The sequence below is a fragment of the Nonomuraea harbinensis genome (assembly GCF_019396385.1).
GTDB lineage: Bacteria > Actinomycetota > Actinomycetes > Streptosporangiales > Streptosporangiaceae > Nonomuraea > Nonomuraea ferruginea.
The window spans coordinates 178,790-198,128 of sequence record NZ_JAHKRN010000003.1 but is presented as its reverse complement, the minus strand read 5'-3'; the positions used below and the strand labels follow the sequence as shown (position 1 = coordinate 198,128).

The 19,339-nt window shown below is 72.0% G+C and carries 20 protein-coding genes and 1 riboswitch; of the genes, 5 read left to right on the top strand and 15 right to left on the bottom strand.

The features are described from left to right. Positions 1-15: 15 nt before the first annotated feature. The 11 genes from KME79_RS04400 to KME79_RS04350 form a co-directional block, all read right to left on the bottom strand. A complete protein-coding gene (locus KME79_RS04400; protein WP_219543402.1) occupies positions 16-591 on the bottom strand; it encodes a nucleotidyltransferase family protein in 576 nt (191 codons plus the stop codon). A gap of 11 nt (positions 592-602) precedes the next feature. Then, a complete protein-coding gene (locus KME79_RS04395; protein WP_219543401.1) occupies positions 603-1,691 on the bottom strand; it encodes an XdhC family protein in 1,089 nt (362 codons plus the stop codon). Further along, a complete protein-coding gene (locus KME79_RS04390; RefSeq protein ID WP_219543400.1) occupies positions 1,684-2,754 on the bottom strand; it encodes a vWA domain-containing protein in 1,071 nt (356 codons plus the stop codon). The genes KME79_RS04395 and KME79_RS04390 overlap by 8 nt, the downstream gene beginning before the upstream one ends. Continuing rightward, positions 2,747-3,613, bottom strand: a complete 867-nt coding sequence (locus KME79_RS04385; protein ID WP_219543399.1) for an AAA family ATPase — start codon at positions 3,611-3,613, stop codon at positions 2,747-2,749. The genes KME79_RS04390 and KME79_RS04385 overlap by 8 nt, the downstream gene beginning before the upstream one ends. A gap of 95 nt (positions 3,614-3,708) precedes the next feature. After that, the gene (locus tag KME79_RS04380; RefSeq protein WP_148032700.1) at positions 3,709-4,161 is read right to left on the bottom strand and encodes a PH domain-containing protein; all 453 of its coding nucleotides are present in this window, start codon (positions 4,159-4,161) and stop codon (positions 3,709-3,711) included. A gap of 20 nt (positions 4,162-4,181) precedes the next feature. Beyond that, positions 4,182-4,652, bottom strand: a complete 471-nt coding sequence (gene ribH, locus KME79_RS04375) for a 6,7-dimethyl-8-ribityllumazine synthase (protein WP_219543398.1) — start codon at positions 4,650-4,652, stop codon at positions 4,182-4,184. Beyond that, entirely contained in the window at positions 4,649-5,890 is a 1,242-nt protein-coding gene (locus tag KME79_RS04370; RefSeq protein ID WP_246639249.1) for a bifunctional 3,4-dihydroxy-2-butanone-4-phosphate synthase/GTP cyclohydrolase II, read from the bottom strand. Before KME79_RS04370 ends, ribH begins: the two co-directional genes overlap by 4 nt. Next, a complete protein-coding gene (gene pnuC / locus KME79_RS04365) occupies positions 5,887-6,531 on the bottom strand; it encodes a nicotinamide riboside transporter PnuC (RefSeq protein ID WP_148032703.1) in 645 nt (214 codons plus the stop codon). Before pnuC ends, KME79_RS04370 begins: the two co-directional genes overlap by 4 nt. Further along, positions 6,528-7,118 (bottom strand): riboflavin synthase, encoded by a 591-nt coding sequence (locus tag KME79_RS04360; RefSeq protein WP_219543397.1) that lies wholly within the window; start codon positions 7,116-7,118, stop codon positions 6,528-6,530. The genes pnuC and KME79_RS04360 overlap by 4 nt, the downstream gene beginning before the upstream one ends. Further along, entirely contained in the window at positions 7,119-8,213 is a 1,095-nt protein-coding gene (ribD, locus tag KME79_RS04355; protein WP_261808672.1) for a bifunctional diaminohydroxyphosphoribosylaminopyrimidine deaminase/5-amino-6-(5-phosphoribosylamino)uracil reductase RibD, read from the bottom strand. Between the two features lie 103 nt (positions 8,214-8,316). Further along, positions 8,317-8,447: riboswitch (FMN riboswitch) on the bottom strand. A gap of 66 nt (positions 8,448-8,513) precedes the next feature. Further along, a complete protein-coding gene (locus tag KME79_RS04350; RefSeq protein WP_148032705.1) occupies positions 8,514-9,323 on the bottom strand; it encodes an oxygenase MpaB family protein in 810 nt (269 codons plus the stop codon). A gap of 270 nt (positions 9,324-9,593) precedes the next feature. Here KME79_RS04350 and KME79_RS04345 point away from each other — a divergent pair, with 270 nt between their 5' ends. Genes KME79_RS04345 through KME79_RS04325 form a run of 5 tightly spaced genes read left to right on the top strand, consistent with a single transcriptional unit; the run spans position 9,594 to position 15,468 of the window. Then, positions 9,594-10,595, top strand: coding sequence for an ABC transporter permease (locus KME79_RS04345; RefSeq protein WP_148032706.1), 1,002 nt, complete (start codon positions 9,594-9,596; stop codon positions 10,593-10,595). A 9-nt stretch (positions 10,596-10,604) separates the two neighbouring features. Further along, complete coding sequence (locus KME79_RS04340) at positions 10,605-12,386, top strand: ABC transporter substrate-binding protein (protein ID WP_148032707.1); 1,782 nt, start codon at positions 10,605-10,607, stop codon at positions 12,384-12,386. 54 nt (positions 12,387-12,440) lie between these two features. After that, on the top strand, positions 12,441-13,421 hold the full coding sequence (locus KME79_RS04335) for an ABC transporter permease (protein ID WP_148032708.1): 981 nt from the start codon (positions 12,441-12,443) through the stop codon (positions 13,419-13,421). Beyond that, on the top strand, positions 13,421-14,437 hold the full coding sequence (locus KME79_RS04330) for an ABC transporter ATP-binding protein (RefSeq protein WP_219543396.1): 1,017 nt from the start codon (positions 13,421-13,423) through the stop codon (positions 14,435-14,437). The genes KME79_RS04335 and KME79_RS04330 overlap by 1 nt, the downstream gene beginning before the upstream one ends. After that, a complete protein-coding gene (locus KME79_RS04325; RefSeq protein WP_219543395.1) occupies positions 14,434-15,468 on the top strand; it encodes an ABC transporter ATP-binding protein in 1,035 nt (344 codons plus the stop codon). The genes KME79_RS04330 and KME79_RS04325 overlap by 4 nt, the downstream gene beginning before the upstream one ends. 31 nt (positions 15,469-15,499) lie before the next feature. On the opposite strand, the gene rpe is transcribed toward KME79_RS04325, so the two are convergent. The 4 genes from rpe to def form a co-directional block, all read right to left on the bottom strand. Further along, positions 15,500-16,159, bottom strand: a complete 660-nt coding sequence (gene rpe, locus KME79_RS04320; protein WP_148032711.1) for a ribulose-phosphate 3-epimerase — start codon at positions 16,157-16,159, stop codon at positions 15,500-15,502. An 82-nt stretch (positions 16,160-16,241) separates the two neighbouring features. Beyond that, on the bottom strand, positions 16,242-17,702 hold the full coding sequence (locus KME79_RS04315) for an RsmB/NOP family class I SAM-dependent RNA methyltransferase (protein ID WP_219543394.1): 1,461 nt from the start codon (positions 17,700-17,702) through the stop codon (positions 16,242-16,244). Positions 17,703-17,853: 151 nt separating this feature from the next. Continuing rightward, positions 17,854-18,783 (bottom strand): methionyl-tRNA formyltransferase, encoded by a 930-nt coding sequence (gene fmt / locus KME79_RS04310; RefSeq protein ID WP_219543393.1) that lies wholly within the window; start codon positions 18,781-18,783, stop codon positions 17,854-17,856. Positions 18,784-18,785: 2 nt separating this feature from the next. Continuing rightward, complete coding sequence (gene def / locus KME79_RS04305; RefSeq protein ID WP_148032714.1) at positions 18,786-19,334, bottom strand: peptide deformylase; 549 nt, start codon at positions 19,332-19,334, stop codon at positions 18,786-18,788. Between the last annotated feature and the right edge of the window lie 5 nt (positions 19,335-19,339).

Here is a 19,339-nt window from a genome sequence, read left to right as displayed (position 1 = left end):
CGCGACCGCGGCCGCTCACTCAGGTTCCAGCAGCCGAGGCTCCAGCCTGGCCAGATCGCCGGGGGTGTCGATGTCGGCGGGGTCGCCGGCGCACGGCACCTCGGTCACCAGCTCCGGATGGGCGGCCAGGAACGGGCGGGCGCCCACGTCGCCGCGGGCCAGGGCGGCGACCTCGGCGAAGTGGCGGCGCTCGATCAGCACCGGGTTCCTGCGCCGGCCGCCGTACGTGGCGACGGCCACCCCGGCGCCGGAGGCGATCAGCGCGCGCACCGCCTCGGCCCGCACCAGCGGCTGGTCCACCAGCGCGATCACCACGGCCCGCGACTCGGCGGGCAGCGCCGCCAGGCCGGCCCGCAGGGAGGACCCCATGCCGGACCGCCAGTCCGGGTTGCGCACGGCCACCGCCCCCCGCACCTGCACGGTCGCCGCCCCGAGCACCACCACGACCGGGTGGCAGCCGCCCTCCTCCAGCAGCCGCACCCCCCGGTCGACCAGCCGCTCCCCGGCCAGCTCCAGCAGCGCCTTCGGCCTGCCCAGCCGGGAGCCCTCGCCGGCCGCGAGCAGCAGCCCCGCCACCCCGCTCCCCTTCATATGGCCGTCCCCTACCCGTCGTGGTGGATGCGGCCCCGGGTGGTCGACAGCGGCCGGCCGGACCCGCCCCAGCGGAGCTGGATCAGCTCGGCGGCGATGGAGACGGCCGTCTCCTCCGGAGTGCGCGCCCCCAGGTCCAGCCCGATGGGCGAGCGCAGCCGGGCCAGCTCCTCGCCGGTCATCCCGGCCTCGCGCAACCGGTCCAGCCGGTCCTCGTGGGTGCGCCGCGAACCCATGGCGCCCACGTACCCGGCGGGGGTGCGCAGCGCCACCTCCAGCAGCGGCACGTCGAACTTGGGATCATGGGTGAGCACGCAGATCACGGTGCGCTCGTCCACCGAGACGGAGGCCAGATAGTCGTGCGGCCACTTGACCACGACCTCGTCGGCGTCGGGGAAGCGCTTGGGGGTGGCGAAGACGGGCCGGGCGTCGCACACGGTGACGTGGTAGCCGAGGAACTTGCCGACCCGGGCGACGGCCGCGGCGAAGTCGATCGCGCCGAACACCAGCATGCGCGGCGGCGGCGCGAACGAGTGCACGAACACGGCCAGGTCGTCCAGCCGCCGCTCGCCCTCGCCGCCGTAGTGGCGGATGCCGGTCAGCCCCTGGGCGAGCATGCCGCGGGCGTCGTCGTCCACCGCGTCGTCGAGGCGGCCGGGGCCGAGCGAGCCGGAGGAGCGGCCGGGCCAGATGATCCGGCGGGCGCCGACCTCGCCGGGGCCGGAGAGGACGGTGGCGACGGCGACCGGCTCGTGCTCCTCGATCGAGGCGGCCACGTCGCCCAGCTCGGGGAAGGTGTCGCGGGAGATCGGCTCGACGAAGATGTCGATGATGCCGCCGCAGGTGAGCCCGACGGCGAACGCGTCGTCGTCGCTGACCCCGTACCTCTGCAGCACCGGGCGGCGGGTCTCGGTGGCGAGCTCGAACACGGCGCCCTCGACGCATCCGCCGGACACGCTGCCGACCACCTCGTCGCCGCGCACCGCCATGGCGGCGCCCGGTGGCCTGGGCGCGCTGTTGAACGTGCCGACCACCGTCGCGAGCCCGAACTCGAGCCCCGACCTCCACCAGCGCATGATCTCCGGGAGCACGTCACGCATGGGCGAGCCTTTCGGTGAGTTCCTCGTAGGCGGCCAGGCTGTGCCCGGCCACCAGGGCGTCGAGGTAGGGCAGGGCGGCCCGCATGCCGCCGGTGAGCGGCTGGTAGTCCTCGTACCCCTTGTGTGGGTTGACCCAGATCACCCGGTGCGCCTGCCGGGCCAGCCGGGCCATCTGGGCGCGCAGCAGTTCGGGGTCGCCCCGTTCCCAGCCGTCGGAGGCGATGACCACGGTCGCGCCGCGCGCGCTGTGCCGGGACAGGAACTCCTTCAGCTCCTCCCCCAGCCGGGTGCCGCCGCTCCAGTCGGGGATGGCCCGCGACACCGCGTCGAGCGCGGTGCCCGGGTCGCGGTGGCGCAGCTCGGCGGTGACGGCGGTGAGCCGGGTGCCGACCGAGAACACGCGGGTGGCCCGCGGCTCGCTGCGCACCAGGGCGTGCGCGAACCGCAGCAGCGTCTCGGCGTACGGCGACATCGAGCCGCTCACGTCGACGAAGAGCACGACGCGGCGCGGCCTGGTGGTGTGCCGGCGGCGCCGCAGCCTGGCCACCTCGCCCTTCCTGAGCGCGTCGCGGATGGTGCGGCGCTGGTCGAGCACGCCACGGTGGGCGCTCTCGTACCGGCGCGAGCGGCGTGTGGCCCGCCTGGCCCTGAGCATGGTCAGCATCCGGTGCACCTCGGCGCGCTCGGCCTCGGTGAGCCTGGCGACGTCCCGGTGGCGCAGGACCTCGGTGCTGCTGGCGGTGGCGGGCGCGGCCTCGCCCTCGCGCCCGCCCTCCGCGCTCTCGCCCGCCGCGGTGTAGCGGGTGACGGAGGTGACGGCGGCCGGGGCGGTGGTGGCCTTGGCGCCGCCGAAGTACGCGTGGAAGCAACGGTCGTAGCGGGGCAGGTCGTCGGGGCCGGCGCAGAGCGTGAGGCGGCCCGCCCAGTAGACGTCGCCGGGGACCGCGATGTCCAGCTGCTCCAGCGCGCGCAGGAAGCCCTGGGTGCGCTCGTGGTCGGCCGCGACCCCGGCCGCCCTGAGGGTACGGGCGAACCCGGTCATCGTGGCGGCCAAATCAGTCATGTCGGAGCAGCCCGTTGCCCAGGACGCGTTCGACGTCCTCCCGGTACTTGAGCGCGGCGCCCAGCGTGGCGGCCGCCCGGCCAGGGTCGAGCTCGTCGGCGCCGAGCGTCAGCAGCGCCTCGGTCCAGTCGAGGGTCTCGGCGATGCCCGGCGGCTTGACCAGGTCGGCCCCGCGCAGCCGCTCGGCGGCCCCGGCGACCTGCCGGGCCAGTGTCTCGGTGCAGGCGGGCAGGCGGCGCAGCAGGATCGCCACCTCCCGCTCGAAGCTCGGATGCTCCAGCCAGTGGTAGAGGCAGCGGCGCTTGAGCGCGTCGTGCACCTCCCGCGTCCGGTTGGAGGTCACCACCACGACCGGCGGCGACTCCGCCCTGATCGTGCCGAGCTCCGGGACGGAGATGGTGAAGTCGGAGAGCACCTCCAGCAGGAACGCCTCGAACTCGTCGTCGGCCCGGTCGATCTCGTCGACCAGCAGCACGCTCGGCTGCGTCTCCAGCGCCTTGAGCAGCGGCCGCGCGATGAGGAAGCGCCGCTCGTAGATCTCCCCTTCGAGCCGCCGCACGTCGGTCACGCCGGCGACCTCTGCCGCCTTCAGGTGCAGCAGCTGCCGGGCGAAGTCCCAGTCGTACAGGGCCTGCGCGGCGTCCAGCCCTTCGTAGCACTGCAGCCGGATCAGCGGCGCCCCGAGCAGTCCGGCCAGGGTCTTGGCCAGCTCGGTCTTCCCGACGCCCGCCTCCCCTTCCAGGAACAGCGGCCGCCGCATCCGCAGCGCCAGGAACGCGGCCGTGGCCAGACCTTCGTCGGCCAGATACGCATGCCGGTCGAGCAGCTCGATGAGCTTTTCCGGCGACTCGATGTCCATCGCCCTCATTGTCCGCCGACGCACGCTTTCAGGCTACGGGTCACACCGTTTTCCTGATAATCGACGCCCTCTATGACGTGAAGTGAGGTCTCACGTCAGTCTTCGCGGGCCTCGCCGCGGTCGTGGATGAGGGCGGTGAGCTCGGCGATGGCGCGGCGGGCCGCGGGCTTCTCTGAACCCTGGATGCCCATCGCGCCGATCGTCCGGCCGTCGGAGAAGTCGACACGGGGCCACGGGTCGCCCTGCACGAAGGTCACGTCGAGGACCTCGGGCCAGGTGTAGCGGTGGGTGCGGGCCGCGTTGACCAGGGTGACGCCCTCGTCGTCGGCCTCCACCCGCACCCGGCCGAGCAGGTGGAGCACGAACGCCACCGCGCAGCCGAACGCGACGATCGCGATGCGGTCGGCCAGCTGGAACGGCGGGGCGATGAGGATCGCCATCACCACCGCGCCGAGCACGATCAGGGTGGCGAAGGTGTAGGCGACGATCCTCCCCCGGCGCGGGCGCCAGACGACGGGCAGCGGGGGAGGTGGCACGAGCTCAGGCACGGTCGAGAATGTACCGCAGGTCAGCCGAGGGTCCGCAGGAGGAGTGCGGTCTCCAGCGCGGCGATCGCGGACTCGTAGCCTTTGTCCTCCTTGCTGTCCGGCAGCCCCGATCGGTCCAGCGCCTGGCCAAGGTTCTCGCAGGTGAGCACGCCGTTGCCGACCGGGGTGCGTTCGTCGAGCGAGACCCTGGTCAGCCCGGCCGTGACCGAGTCGCACACGTAGTCGAAGTGGGCCGTCTCGCCGCGGATGACCGCGCCCAGCGCCACCACCGCGTCGCAGCGGCGGGCCAGCGCCTGGGCGACCACCGGGAGTTCGAGCGAGCCGGGCACCCGCACCACGGTGGCGGTGGCGCCGGCGTCCTCACAGGCCCGCACCGCCCGGTCCACCAGCCGGTCGGTGATGTCGGCGTGCCAGCTCGCGGCCACCACCCCGACGGTCAGCCCGGAGGCGTCGGGCGCCGTGGTGATCGCGGGACGTCCTTCGCCGCTCATGAGGCCTCCTGGGTGCCGTCGATGTCCGAGTGTTCGATGGAATGGCCCAGCCGGTCGCGCTTGGCCTGCAGGTAGCGGGCGTTGTACGGGTTCACCGCGACGGGCATCGGCTCGCGGCCGAGCACCTTGATGCCGTAGCCGTCCATGCCCGTGACCTTGACCGGGTTGTTGGTGAGCAGCCGCACCCCCTTGACCCCCAGGTCGGCGAGGATCTGGGCGGCGTTGGAGAACTCGCGGGCGTCGATCGGCAGCCCCAGCTCGACGTTGGCGTCGACGGTGTCGACCCCGGCGTCCTGGAGGCTGTAGGCGCGCAGCTTGGCCAGCAGCCCGATGCCGCGGCCCTCGTGTCCGCGCAGGTAGACGACCACGCCGCGGCCCTCGGCCGCGATGCCGGCCATGGCGTGGTCGAGCTGCACCCCGCAGTCGCAGCGCAGCGAGCCGAACACGTCGCCGGTCAGGCACTCGGAGTGGGCGCGGACCAGGACGTTCTCGCCGTCGCCGAGGTCGCCGAAGACCAGCGCCACGTGCTCGCCGCCGTCGATGGAGCTGGAGTAGCCGTACGCCCGCCACATCCCGTACGCGTTGGGCAGGTTGGTCTCGGCGACCCGGGTGACCATGCTCTCGGTGCGCCGCCGGTAGTCGGCGAGCTGCTCGATGGAGATGAGCGCGAGGTCGTGCTCGTCGGCGAAGACGCGCAGCTCGGGCAGCCTGGCCATGGTGCCGTCGTCGTTGACCACCTCGGCCAGCACGCCCGCGGGGCTGAGCCCGGCGAGCCTGGCCAGGTCGACGGCCGCCTCGGTGTGGCCGCGCCTGACCAGCACGCCGCCCTCGTGGTAGCGCAGCGGGAAGACGTGGCCGGGACGTACCAGCTCGTACGGCTCGGTCGCGGAGTCGGCGAGCGCCCGGATCGTCCTGGCCCGGTCGGCGGCCGAGATGCCGGTCGTGACGCCGTCGCGGGCGTCGACGCTGATCGTGTACGCGGTGCGCAGCCGCTCGCGGTTCTGGTGGACCATGAGCGGCAGGCCGAGCCGGTCGAGCTCGCGGCCCTCCATCGGCACGCAGATGACGCCGCTGGTGTGCCTGATGGTGAAGGTGAGCAGTTCGGGCGTGGCCCTGGCCGCGGCGAAGATGATGTCGCCCTCGTTCTCGCGGTTCTCGTCGTCGACGACCACGACGGGCCGGCCCGCCCTGATGTCCTCGATCGCCCGCTCGACCTGGTCGAGGATGCCCCCGGTCATGACGCCACCGCCACGGCCGGAGCGGAGGCGCGGTACTCGCGCAGCCACTTGACGAACCCGACCAGCACCATCACGAAGAAGATCGCGTACACCGCGCCCGAGACGTACAGCCCGGAGTTGAACGCGACCGGCACGCCCACGAGGTCGACGGCCACCCAGACGATCCAGAAGTCGACCAGCGCCCGGCCCTGCGCCCAGGTGGCGACCGCGCCGCCGACGAAGATGTAGGCGTCCGCGGCCACCACGGCCAGCGGGGCGTCCGGGTACCACGACAGGTTGAACGTCTTGAACAGCGCCGCCACCACGATCGTGCCGAGCACGGCCGCGGTGATCAGCACGAGCCGCTCGCGCCCGGTCGCGGGCCGCACGGCCAGCTCGTGCTGCTGGGTGCCCTGGCGCCACTTCCACCAGCCGTAGATCGCCAGCAGGCCGAACAGGGCCTGCTTGAGCGCGTTGCCGGTGACGTGCGCGCTGATGGAGGCGGCGAAGAGCAGGACGGCGCCGGTGAACTGCACCGGCCAGGTCCAGATGGACTTGCGCATGGCGAACACCACGGTCGCCAGCGCGCAGATGTTGCCGATCAGGTCGGTCCACCTCACGGGCAGGCCGAAGATGTCGATCGATGCGTCCGCCCAGCTCATCGGGCGCCCACCAGCCTCTCCACGTACTTCGCGATCACGTCGACCTCGAGGTTCACCAGGTCGCCCACCCGGCGCTCGCCCAGGGTGGTCAGCTTGAGCGTGGTCGGGATGAGGCTCACGCCGAAGCTTCCGTCGTCAACAGTCGTCACCGTCAGGCTGATTCCGTCGACGGCGATCGAGCCCTTCTCCGCGACGTACCTGCTCAGGGACGCGGGCAGGCCGAAGCGCAGGTCGTCCCAGTTGTCGCCGGGCTCCCTGGACAGCAGTTCGGCGGTGCCGTCGACGTGGCCCTGCACGATGTGGCCGCCGAGCCGCTGGTCGGCCCGGACCGCGCGCTCCAGGTTGACCGCCCCGCCCTCCGACAGGGCGCCGAGCGAGCTGCGGTCGAGCGACTCCTTCATCACGTCCACGGTGAAGACGTCGCCGCGCACGTCCACGACCGTGAGGCAGACGCCGTTGACGGCGATCGAGTCGCCGTGACGGGCGTCGGAGGTGACCACGGGGCCGCGTACGGACATCCTGGCGCCGCCGCCGGCCGCCTCGACGGCGACGACCTCGCCCTTCTCCTCGATGATTCCGGTGAACATTCACTTCTCCCTGCGGGGGTGCGGGGGCGCGGGGCGTGCGACGAGGCGCACGTCCGGCCCGATGGGGGAAACCTCGTCGAAGATCAGGCGGTGCGCCTCGCCGATGGTGCGCACTCCGGCCTCGCCCAGCGCGGCGGCGCCGGCGCCGAGGAGGGCGGGCGCGACGTAGGCGACGACCCGGTCGACCAGCCCGCGGGCCAGGAACGCCCCGGCCAGCGTGGGGCCGCCCTCCAGGAACACGCTGACCACCTCGCGGGCGGCGAGCTCCTTGAGCAGGGCGTGCAGGTCGAGGCCGCGGCCGTCGCGGGGCACGCGCAGCAGGTCGGCGCCGAGGGTCGTGACGGTGTCGGCGGCCACGGCGACGAGCGTGGGGGCCGCGCCGTCGAGCACCCGCGCGGTGGCCGGCGTCCTGGCGTCCGGGTCGACGACCACGCGCAGCGGGCGGCCCTCGGCCAGGGCCGGCCTGGCGGTGAGCCGGGAGTCGTCGGCCAGCACGGTGCCGATGCCGGCCACGATCGCGTCGCTGCGGGCGCGCAGCCGGTGCACGTCGGCCCTGGCCTCGGGAGAGGTGATCCACTGGCTGGTGCCGTCGGCGGCGGCCGAGCGGCCGTCGAGGGTGGCGGCGAACTTCCACGTCACGTGCGGGCGGCCGAGCCTGGCCCAGGTCAGCCACTCGGCGTTGACCCGCTCCGCCTCCTCGGCCAGCACCCCGGCCGTCACGGCGACCCCGGCCGCGCGCAGCCGCCCGGCGCCGCCGGCGGCCTTCGGGTTGGGGTCGGCGACCGCGTGGACGACGCGGGCCACGCCCGCCTCCAGCAGCGCGCCGCTGCACGGGCCCGTCCGGCCGGTGTGGTCGCAGGGTTCGAGGGTGACGTAAGCGGTGCCGCCCCTGGCCCGCTCCCCCGCCTCGCGCAGGGCTGCGACCTCGGCGTGCGGCCCTCCCGCGTACGCGTGGAACCCCTCCCCCGCGACCCGGCCGGCGGCGTCGAGCACGACGCAGCCCACGACGGGGTTGGGGCTGGTGTGACCGTGACCGCGGGCGGCCAGCTCGACGGCGCGCGCCATGTGGACCGCGTCCTGCGGGGATCCCGCCACCGGGGGCCTCCTACTCGCCAGTAGCTCCAAGCCGTGGCGGGCCCCGGGGGGTCGAACACGGTACGCGAACGCACCGTGGGGCACCCGGCGCAATGCCGGGCACCCGCGTGCTGCCTCCCATCCGGACTTTCACCGTCGGTCCCGGAATTTCACCGGGTCAACCGGCCGATGGCATCGGCCGGGTCGCGGACTGTCACCGCCGGTTCGGACTTTCACCGACCCCGGAGCACGCTAGCTCTGTCCATCCCAGTGTGCCATGTCCGAATTCATGCGCGCGACCGGGGCCTCCCCGTGATCGGCTCAGGCGGCCATGAGCTTGCGGGCGCGGCGGGCGTCGGGGCTGTAGCGGACGTTCGCGGGCACCAGGCCGATGCCCGCGTGCAGGGCCCGCAGCGTGGCGGTCGCCCACAGGTCGCCGACCGGCGTGGCGGGCAGCCCGTACATCCGCCTGGCCCAGCGCGGCAGCGTGGCGAAGGCGAGGACGGTCAGGGCCGGCACCACCGGCCGCAGCGTGGCGAGCAGGCCGGGCAGCGGCGTGTGCAGGGACGCCAGGAGCGGGTTCGCGGCCTCGGGGACGAGCCGCAGCCCCGGGCGGGCGGCCTCGATGTAGGCGCGCAGCCCGCCGACCGAGCCGGGCACGCTCAGCGGGTCCAGGCCGACGACCTCGGCGGCGCGCCGCCACTCGGCGACGAACGCGTCGGCGTCGGCGTCGCTGAGCCGCACGCCCGCCCGGCGGGCCACCGTCAGGTAGGAGTCGACCTCGCCGACGTGCACCCAGCGCAGCGACGCGGGCTCGTCGAGCCGGAACCGCTCGCCGGTGTCGGGGTCACAGCCTGTGAGCGTGGCGTGGATCTTGCGTACGCGGCGGCCGGCCTGCTCGACTTCGGCTCGGGTCCCGTACGTGCGCACGCGGACGAATTCTGTGGTCCGGACGAAACGCGACCACGCCTCGTCGGGATTCATGAAGGCGGAGTTCTGTATGACGCCGCGCATCGCGCGCGGGTGAAGGCTCTGCATGAGAAGCGCGCGGAACCCGCCGACCAGCAGAATCGGCTCACCCATCACCCGCCACGTCACGGACTCCGGCCCGAACAGCCCGTGGTCTTCCATGAGTAAGGGCCTACCCGCCAGGGCCGGGGGCTATGTCACAGGACTGTCGTGGTTGTGCCGCGATTCCGTGATTACTGAGCGTATAAACGGTTCTGATTCTTGCATCCGGCGATATGGCAGGTCAATGACTTTGCGAATACGACAAAGTCTATTTTTTACAACAAACTTACGAAAAACCGTGGAGGCATTGTCACAGAGTGAGATGACCTGAGAACGTCGCCTGTGGCCCGGAATTTCCGGATTTCGTACGTGCTGAGGGACCCCGACCACATGACGACACCGACGTCCACCGCGATCACCACCGACGCGACGTCCGTGACCGAAACCCAGGACACCGCCGGCCGGTCACCCGGCCGGCTGATGTGGACGCGCTTCCGCCGCGACCGCGTCGGCGTCACCTCCGCGGTGATCGTCATCTTCTTCTTCCTGGTGGCGATCTTCGCGCCCGTGATCTCGTGGCTGTACGGCAAGGACCCGTACACCCTGTACGGGCAGGACATCCCAGGACTGCTGAACGACTACGGCTACCCGATCCTGCCCAACGGCGGCATCAGCTCCGAGTACTGGTTCGGGCTGGAGCCGAGCCTCGGCCGGGACGTGTTCATGCAACTGGTGTACGGCATCAGGACGTCGCTCGGCATCGCCCTGGCCGCGACCCTGATCATCACCGCGCTCGGCATCGTGATCGGCATCGTGGCCGGCTACATCGGCGGCAGGACCGACTACTTCATCGGCCGGATCATCGACCTGACGCTGTCCTTCCCGTCGACGATCTTCATCATCGCGTTCACCCCGGTGGTGGAGAGCCTGCTGGTGCCGCCGGACGAGGAGACGCCGATCTGGCTGCGCGCCGTCTCGCTCACGATCATGCTCAGCGCCTTCGGCTGGGCGGGGCTGGCCCGGCTGCTGCGCGGTTACGTGCTGTCGCTGCGCGAGCGCGAGTTCGTCGAGGCCGCCAAGGTCACCGGCGCCTCGCCGGCCCGGATCGTGTTCAAGGAGCTGCTGCCCAACCTGTGGACGCCGATCCTCATCCAGTCGACGCTGCTGCTGCCCGCCATGGTGACGGCCGAGGCGGGGCTGTCGTTCCTCGGCGTCGGGATGGGTGAGCTGGTGCCCGACTGGGGGCGCATGTTCCTGCGGGCGACCCAGGTCTACCAGAACGACATCACGTACCTCATCTTCCCCGGCGTCGCGTTGTTGATCTTCGTGATCGCCTTCAACCTGCTCGGCGATTCCGTGCGTGACGCCTTCGACCCCAAGATCAAGCGCTAGAGGAGAGAGATGAACCACCGTACGAGGTCGGTGCTCGCGGTGCTCGCCGCGGCGTCGCTGACCCTGGTCGGCGCCTGCGCGCCGGGAAACCAGGGCGCGCCGTCGGCCGCCCCCAGCTCCGGAGAGTCGGCGCCGCCGCAGGCGGAGTACAAGCCGGCCGTGATCACCCTGGGCACGGCCGAGGACTCGAAGGGCCCGGCCATCGAGCCTGAGGGCGTGGTCAAGGGCGGCACGGTCACCATGATCGACCGCGACGACTTCAGCCACCTGGACCCGGCGCAGATCTACGTCAACACCGAGTCCAACTTCGGCCTGCTCATCCACCGCGGCCTGACCGGGTACAAGCGGGTCGCCAAGGGCGAGTACAAGCTCGTCGGCGACCTCGCCACGGACGCGGGCCAGGTGTCCGACGGCGGCAAGACCTGGACCTTCACCCTCAAGGACGGGGTGAAGTGGCAGGACGGCTCGGCGATCACGTCCGAGGACGTCAAGTGGACGATCGAGCGGATGTTCGCGCCGTTCGTCACCTTCGGTCCCTCCTACATCCAGCAGTGGCTGACCGAGGAGGACTACCGGAAGGCCTACGAGGGCCCGTACGACGGCAAGCGGCTCGACACCATCGAGACCCCGGACGACAAGACGATCGTCTTCAAGTTCAAGACGCCGCACGCCGACGCCAACTACGCCTTCGCCATGGGCGGCTACGCCATCGTGCCCAAGGCCAAGGACACCAAGGAGAAGTACGACAAGGAGCCCGTCGCCTCCGGCCCGTACATCATCAAGTCGCACACCGTCGACAAGTCGATGGAGCTGGAGCGCAACCCGCACTGGGACGCCGCCACCGACCCGATCCGCGGCGCCTACCCGGACACCTGGAAGCTGGAGTTCGGCCAGGAGGCCCTGCAGATCACCGACCGCTTCATCGCGGACAACGGCCCTGACCAGCAGGCGTTCACCTTCTACGCGACGACGCCGCCGGAGCGGCTGCAGCAGGTGCTGCAGGACCAGAGCCTGGCCGACCGCCGCATGGTCAGCCCCTCGCCGTACGGCAACTACTACTACTTCAACCTCGACCGGGTGAAGGACATCAAGGTCCGCCAGGCGATCAACCACGCGTGGCCGTCGAAGCAGATCCAGCAGACGATGGGCGGCCCGGCCGCCGCGGCGCTGCCGACGACGATCCTGAACGAGAACACCACGGTCGGGTACGAGTCGTACGACCTGTACGGCAAGACGGCCAAGCCCGAGGGCGACATCGAGAAGGCCAAGCAGCTGCTGGCCGAGTCGAGCGACCCGAACCCCACCATCGTCTACGCGTACAACCAGACGCCCACCCAGGAGCAGATCACCGTCGTGATCAAGAACGCCCTGGAGAAGGCCGGCATCAAGGTCGTGACCAAGCCGCTGGACCGCAAGACGTACTACGACTCGATCAGCCAGACCAAGAACGAGTTCGACCTGTACTGGGGCGGCTGGGGCTCCGACTGGCCGTCGGGCTCGACGGTCATGCCGATCATCTTCGGCCCGGTCAGCGACGGCGGCCAGAACATGACGCACCTTCGCGACCCTGAGCTGGACGCGAAGATGAAGGAGATCTCCGAGAACCCGGACATCGACGCGGCCAACGCCGCCTGGATGGCGCTGGACAAGGAGATCCAGGAGAAGCACGCGCCGCTGGTCGTCGCCGAGAACCGGATCGCGACCACGCTGCACGGTTCGAAGGTGGGCGGCGCCGAGATCGACCCGCAGATGTGGGTGGTCTCCCCGAACACCATCTTCGTGAAGCCGTAGTGCCACCGCCCCGGGCGTCCGTGCGGGCGCCCGGGGCACCCTCTTGGAGATCTCGTGCTTCGATTCCTCATCCGCCGCGTGCTGGGAGCGGCGGTCATCCTGCTGGTCATCTCGGCGGTGACCTTCTTCCTGTTCTACGCGATTCCCGCGGACCCGGCCCGGCTGGCCTGCGGCAAGGTGTGCCCGCCGGAGACGCTGGAGCAGGCCCGCCGCAACCTGGGCATCGACCAGCCGCTCCTGGTGCAGTTCGTGTCATGGCTGTCCGGAATCTTCGTCGGCCGTGACTACGAGGGCCTCGGCCACTGCCCGGCGCCCTGTCTCGGCTTCTCGTTCGTCAACAAGGCCCCGGTGTTCGAGACGATCATGGACCGGATGCCGGTCACGATCGCGCTCACGCTCGGCGCCGCGGTGATCTTCCTGATCTTCGGCGTGGCCACCGGCATCGTCGCCGCGCTGCGTCAGGGCAAGCCGCTCGACAAGGTCGCCAGCGTGGCGTCGCTGATCGGCGCGTCGGTGCAGATCTACTTCGTCGGCACCCTGGCCATGTACCTGTTCGTCTACCAGACACAGGTCTTCTCCCAGCCCAAGTACGTGCCGATCACGGAAGATCCGCTCGGCTGGTTCAACGGGCTGTTGCTGCCCTGGCTGGTCCTGGCGCTCATCTTCACCGCGAACTACACCCGCATCACCCGCTCCACCATGGTGGAGAACCTCAACGAGGACTACGTCCGCACGGCCAGGGCCAAGGGCATGTCGGGGCGGAGCGTGGTGCTGCGGTTCGCGCTGCGCGGAACGCTCACCCCGGTCATCACGATCTTCGGTGTCGACCTGGGCACGCTCATCGGCGGCGCGATCATCACCGAGACCACGTTCGGCCTGCAGGGCATCGGGCGGCTGGCGGTGCGCGCGGTCGACTACTCCGACCTGCCGACGCTGATGGCCACGGTGGTGCTCGCGGCCGGCGCGATCGTGCTGATGAACGTGGTCGTCGACTCCCTGTACGCCGTCATCGACCCCCGCGTGAGGCTGAGCTGATGTATCTCGAAGTCAACGACCTCACCGTCGACTTCCACACCGAGGACGGCGTCGTGCACGCCGTGGGCGGGCTCTCCTTCGAGGTCGAACGGGGCAGCACGCTGGGCATCGTGGGCGAGTCCGGCTCCGGCAAGTCGGTGACCAACCTGGCCGTGCTCGGCCTGCACAACCCGGAGACCGCGCAGATCTCCGGCAGCATCACGCTCGACGGCCAGGAGCTGCTGACGGCGTCCCGGTCCACGATGGAGCGGCTGCGCGGCAACAAGATCGCGATGATCTTCCAGGATCCGCTGACCTCGCTGTCCCCGTTCCACACGGTCGGCGCGCAGATCGCCGAGGTGTACCGCAAGCACAAGGGCGTCTCCAGGTCGGTGGCGCGGGACCGGGCCATCGAGATGCTCGACCGGGTCGGCATCCCGCAGCCGAAGCTCCGCGTCGACGAGTACCCCCACCAGTTCTCCGGCGGCATGCGGCAGCGGGCGATGATCGCGATGGCCCTGGTCTGCGACCCCGGCCTGCTCATCGCCGACGAGCCGACGACCGCGCTGGACGTCACCGTACAGGCGCAGATCCTCGACCTGCTGCGCGAGCTGCAGGAGCAGACCGGCACCGCGATCATCCTGGTCACGCACGACCTGGGCGTGGTGGCCAGCACGGCGCACGAGGTGCTGGTCATGTACGCGGGCCGCGCCGTGGAACGGGGCACGATGCGCGAGGTGCTGCGCGAGCCCCGCCACCCGTACACGTGGGGGCTGCTCGGGTCCATGCCGAGCCTGCGCCAGGCGGTGGACGAGCCGCTGCGCCCGGTGCGCGGCACGCCGCCCAGCCTGATCAACGTCCCGCGCGGCTGCCCGTTCCACCCCCGCTGCGACTTCATGGAACTGCTGGGGCGCGAGGTGTGCACGGGTGAGCGGCCGGAGCTGTCGCCGCACCGCGGCCACGGGGACGCCTGCTACCTGCCGCTGAAGCAGAAGACGGAGATCCGCGAACGAGCGGCCGGTAAGGAGACGACGTGACGGAGAAGCTGCTGGAGCTGTCCGGCCTGGAGAAGCACTTCCCCGTCAGAGGCGGCGCGTTCATCAAGCGCCAGGTCGGCGCCGTGCACGCGGTGGACGGCATCGACCTGACCGTGCACAGCGGCGAGACGCTCGGCCTGGTCGGCGAGTCGGGTTGCGGCAAGTCCACCACCGGCCGGCTGGCCGCCCGGCTGCTGGAACCGACCAAGGGCACGGTCAGCTACCAGGGCCGCGACATCAGCCACGCCTCCCGGCGCGACCTGAAGCCGATCCGCTCCCAGATCCAGATGATCTTCCAGGACCCGTACTCGTCGCTCAACCCGCGCCACACGGTCGGGTCGATCATCAAGGGGCCGATGGAGGTCAACGGCATCGACCCGCCGGGCGGCCGGGAGGCCAGGGTCCGTGAGCTGCTGGAGATCGTCGGGCTCAACCCGGAGCACTACAACCGCTTCCCCCACGAGTTCTCCGGCGGCCAGCGCCAGCGCATCGGCGTCGCCCGCGCGCTGTCGGTGAACCCCAGGCTGATCATCGCGGACGAGCCGGTGTCGGCGCTGGACGTGTCGATCCAGGCCCAGGTGATCAACCTGCTCCAGCGGGTGCAGCGGGAGCTGGGCATCGCGTTCCTGTTCATCGCGCACGACCTGGCCGTGGTGCGGCACTTCTCGCAGCGGGTCGCGGTGATGTATCTCGGCAAGGTGGTGGAGATCGCCGACCGGGAGTCGTTGTACGAGCGGCCCCGGCACCCGTACACGCACGCCCTGCTGTCGGCCGTGCCCGACGCCGACCTGGACGCCCCGCCCCGCGAGCGCATCCGCCTGGCGGGCGACGTGCCCTCCCCGGTCGACCCGCCGTCCGGCTGCCGCTTCCGCACCCGCTGCTGGAAGGCGCAGGACAAGTGCGCGACCGAGGAGCCGCCGCTGCTGCGGCTGTCGGGCAACCGCGACGGCCACCTGACCGCCTGTCACTTCCCCGAGGAGCCGACGACGGAGGGCGAGGACATCGTCCTCGACCCCGCGCTCCAGGACTGACCAGAAGCCCCCGCCTCGTGGCGGGGGCCGGTCAGGACGCCCCGTCGGCCAGGGCGCGCAGCGAGTCGATCGCCGCGGCCGGGTCGTCGGCGCCGTAGACGGCGTTGCCCGCCACGAACACGTCGGCTCCCGCCACCGCGCACCGCTCGATGGTGTCGCCGGCGATGCCGCCGTCGACCTGGAGCCACACCTGGCCGCCGTGCCGCTCGATGAGGTCCCGGGCCCGCCGGATCTTCGGCAGCACCATGTCGAGGAACGACTGCCCGCCGAACCCGGGCTCCACCGTCATCAGCAGCAGCATGTCGATCTCGCGGAGGAGATCCTCGTACGGCTCCACGGCGGTGGCCGGGTTGAGCGCGAGCCCCGCCCTGGCGCCCAGCGACCGGATCTCCCGCAGGGTGCGCACGGGGGCCGAGGACGCCTCCGCGTGGATGGTCACGCTCCCCGCCCCCGCTTCCGCGTACGAGGGCGCCCACCGGTCGGGGTCGTCGATCATGAGGTGGCAGTCGAGCGGCAGCGAGGTCGCCTTGCGCAGCGCCTCGACCACGGGCAGCCCGAGGGTCAGGTTGGGGACGAAGTGGTAGTCCATGACATCCACGTGCAGCCAGTCGGCGTTCGGCACCGCGGCGGCCTCGTCGGCGAGCCGCGCGAAGTCGGCGGAGAGGATGCTGGGAGAGATCTGTACGGCCATGATGCCCCGAGTCTATTGGGTGCCGGTGTCCCTGCCCCGCCCAGCGGGCCGTCTCACTTCCGCGGCGAGAGGACCTCGCCGGTCACGGGCGCTTGCGGAGCAGGGCCAGGAACATCGCGTCGGTGCCGTGCCGGTGCGGCCAGAACTGCGCGTGCGGCCCCTCGCCGAGCCCGCCGATCCCGGGCAGGTAGTCGCGTGCGTCGAGCTGCTCCACGTCGTCCCTGCGGGCCAGCACGTCGCCCACCACCACCCGGGTCTCGGCCAGGTGCGGCGAGCAGGTGACGTAGGCGACGACCCCGCCGGGCCTGACCGAGTCCAGCGCGGTGCCGAGCAGCTCCCGCTGGAGCCGGCTCAGCTCGGCGACGCTCGACGGCTCGCGCCGCCACCGCGCCTCCGGCCGGCGCCGCAGCGCCCCCAGCCCGGTGCAGGGAGCGTCGAGCATGACCCGGTCGAACGCCCCCGGCCGCCACGCCGGCGCGGTGCCGTCAGCGGTGATCACCAACGCGTCGTCCGTGGTCTGCAACACCAGCCGCGCCCGATGATGCTGCACGTCACTGGCCATCACCCACGCCCCACCGGGGAACGCGCGGGGCGCTCCGCCACCCGGCCCCTCCTCGCCTCGCTGGGCCGACGGGGCCGCGAGTCCTTCGAGGTCGCCGTGGGTCGCGATGGCGTCGAGAAGGCCCGCCTTGCCGCCCGGGCCCGCGCACAGGTCGAGCCAGCGCTCGTCGCGGCCGTCGAGCGGGACGCGGGTGAGGGCGAGCGTCACGAGCTGGCTGGCCTCGTCCTGCACCGCGGCCCGGGTCTCGGCCACCGCCGCGATCTGGCCGGGATCGCCTTCGGGCAGGTAGGCCCCGTACGGGGAGTAGCGGGCGGGCTCGGCCCCCGCGTCGCGCAGCTCCTTCGCCGAGGAGCGCCCGGGACGCGCCACCAGCGTCACCAGCGGACGGTCGTTGTCGGCGGCCAGCAGATCCGCGGTCTCCGCGGCGTCCTCGCCCAGCGCGTCGCGGAAGGCGGTCACCACCCAGCGCGGGTGGCTGTGGGCGACGGCCAGGTGACCCGCCGGGTCACGGTCGGGGTCGGGCGCGACGATCGCCACCCACTCCTCCAGCGTCCGCCCGGCGATCTTGCGCAGCACCGCGTTGACGAACTTGGCCGCCCCCTGCCCGACGCGCAGCCGTACCAGGTCGACGCTGGTGCCGACGGCGGCGTGCGGCGGGACTCGCATCTTCAGCAGCTGGTGGGCGCCCAGCCGCAGCGCGTCGCGCACCGCCGGGTCGGGCGCGCGGTCGCCGCACACCTCGATGATCGCGTCGTAGGTGCCGAGCCCGCGCAGCGTCCCGTAGGTCAGCTCCGTGGCGAGCGCCGCGTCGCGCCCCCCGATGCCGCGCTCCCGCAGGAGCCGCGGCAGGAGCAGGTTGGCGTACGCGTCGCGTTCCGCCACGGCGCGCATGACGTCGAAGGCGGTGTTGCGCGCCTGGTCGCGCACCGGCCTGCGCGGCCTTCCCGCACCGCCCCTGCCCGCGGCACCCCGTGGTCTCATGCCCTCCGACTTTCCGTAACGCCTCGGCCGGCGATGCCCGCGCATGGACGAGGCCGGGCTTCCTTCGCTCCGAGCTCCGCGAACCCGGCGGTCACGCCCCGCGGGGCGTCCGCCTCACGGCCGGGCGCACCGTCTCGACAGATCTGGTCGCTCACCGGAGGCACTCCCGGGCCTCCGGGCGAACGCCGCGGGCCCACTCGACCGCGCTCATCAGGCGCTTGCCCTGGGGCTGGACCTCGCCCAGCTCGACCGGGTCGGTGGCGGTGCCGGCCAGGACGCGGTGCTTGCCGGCCGCCAGCTCGCCGGGGGCGAGGCGCTCCTCTCCGGCGGCGACGCGCACCGGGCCGAGCTTGACCCGCTGGCCGCGGAACTCGGCCCACGCCCCCGGGCCGGGGGTGCAGGCGCGGATGAGCCGGTCGATCCTCATGGCGGGGGCGGACCAGTCGACGCGGGCGTCCTCAACGCTGATCTTGGGAGCGAGGCTCACCCCTTCGGACGGCTGCGGGCGTGCCTCCAGCTTGCCGTCCTCGATGCCGTCGAGGGTGGCGGCGAGCAGCCCGGCGCCGGAGACCGACAGCCGTTCGAGCAGCGCGCCGCTGGTGTCGCCTGGCCTGACCTCCTCGGTGACGACGCCGAAGACCGGACCGGCGTCGAGCTCCTTGACGATGCGGAACGTGGTCGCGCCGGTGATCTCGTCGCCGTGGAGCACGGCGTGCTGCACGGGGGCGGCGCCGCGCCAGGCGGGCAGGATCGAGAAGTGGAGGTTGACCCAGCCGTGCCGGGGGATGTCGAGCGCGGCCTGCGGCAGCAGCGCGCCGTACGCGACGACGGCGCAGCAGTCGGGCTCCAGGGCGCGCAGCCGGTCGAGGAAGGCGGGGTCGCCTGCCTTGACCGGGCGCAGCACCTCGATGCCGCTCTCCTCGGCCAGCTCGGCCACCGGCGACGGGTGCACCTTGCGGCCGCGCCCCGACTGGGCGTCGGGGCGGGTGACGACCGCGACGACCTCGTGACGCGGCGAGTCGAGCAGGGCGCGCAGCGACGGCAGCGCCGTCTCCGGGGTGCCGGCGAAGACCAGCCGCATCGTCAGAGAGCCTTTCCGCCGGTCGGGTGGGGCGAGAACTTGACCGCGGGCGCCTGCAGCCCGCTCCACTCGGCCTCGCGCACGGCCTTCATCGCGAGCTTGCGCTGCTTGGGGTCCATCCGGTCGATGAACAGGATGCCGTCGAGGTGGTCGGTCTCGTGCTGGAAGCAGCGCGCCATCAGGTCGGTGCCCTCCAGCACGACCGGCTCCCCGTGCATGTCGAAGCCCTTGGCGACGGCGCGGATCGCGCGGGGCGTCGGGAAGGACAGGCCGGGGAAGGACAGGCAGCCCTCCTCGCCCTCCTCGTCGAGCTCGCTGGACAGGTCGAGGTCGGGGTTGATGAGGTGGCCCAGCTGGTCGTCCACGTAGTAGGTGAACACCCGCAGCCCGACGCCGATCTGAGGGGCGGCGAGGCCGGCGCCCGGCGCGTCCATCATCGTGTCGGTGAGGTCTTTGACGAGCTTGCGGAGCTCCTTGTCGAAGTCGACCACCGGAGCCGCCGGCGTGCGCAGCACCGGGTCTCCGAACAGCCGGATCGCCTGGATCGCCAAGGGTC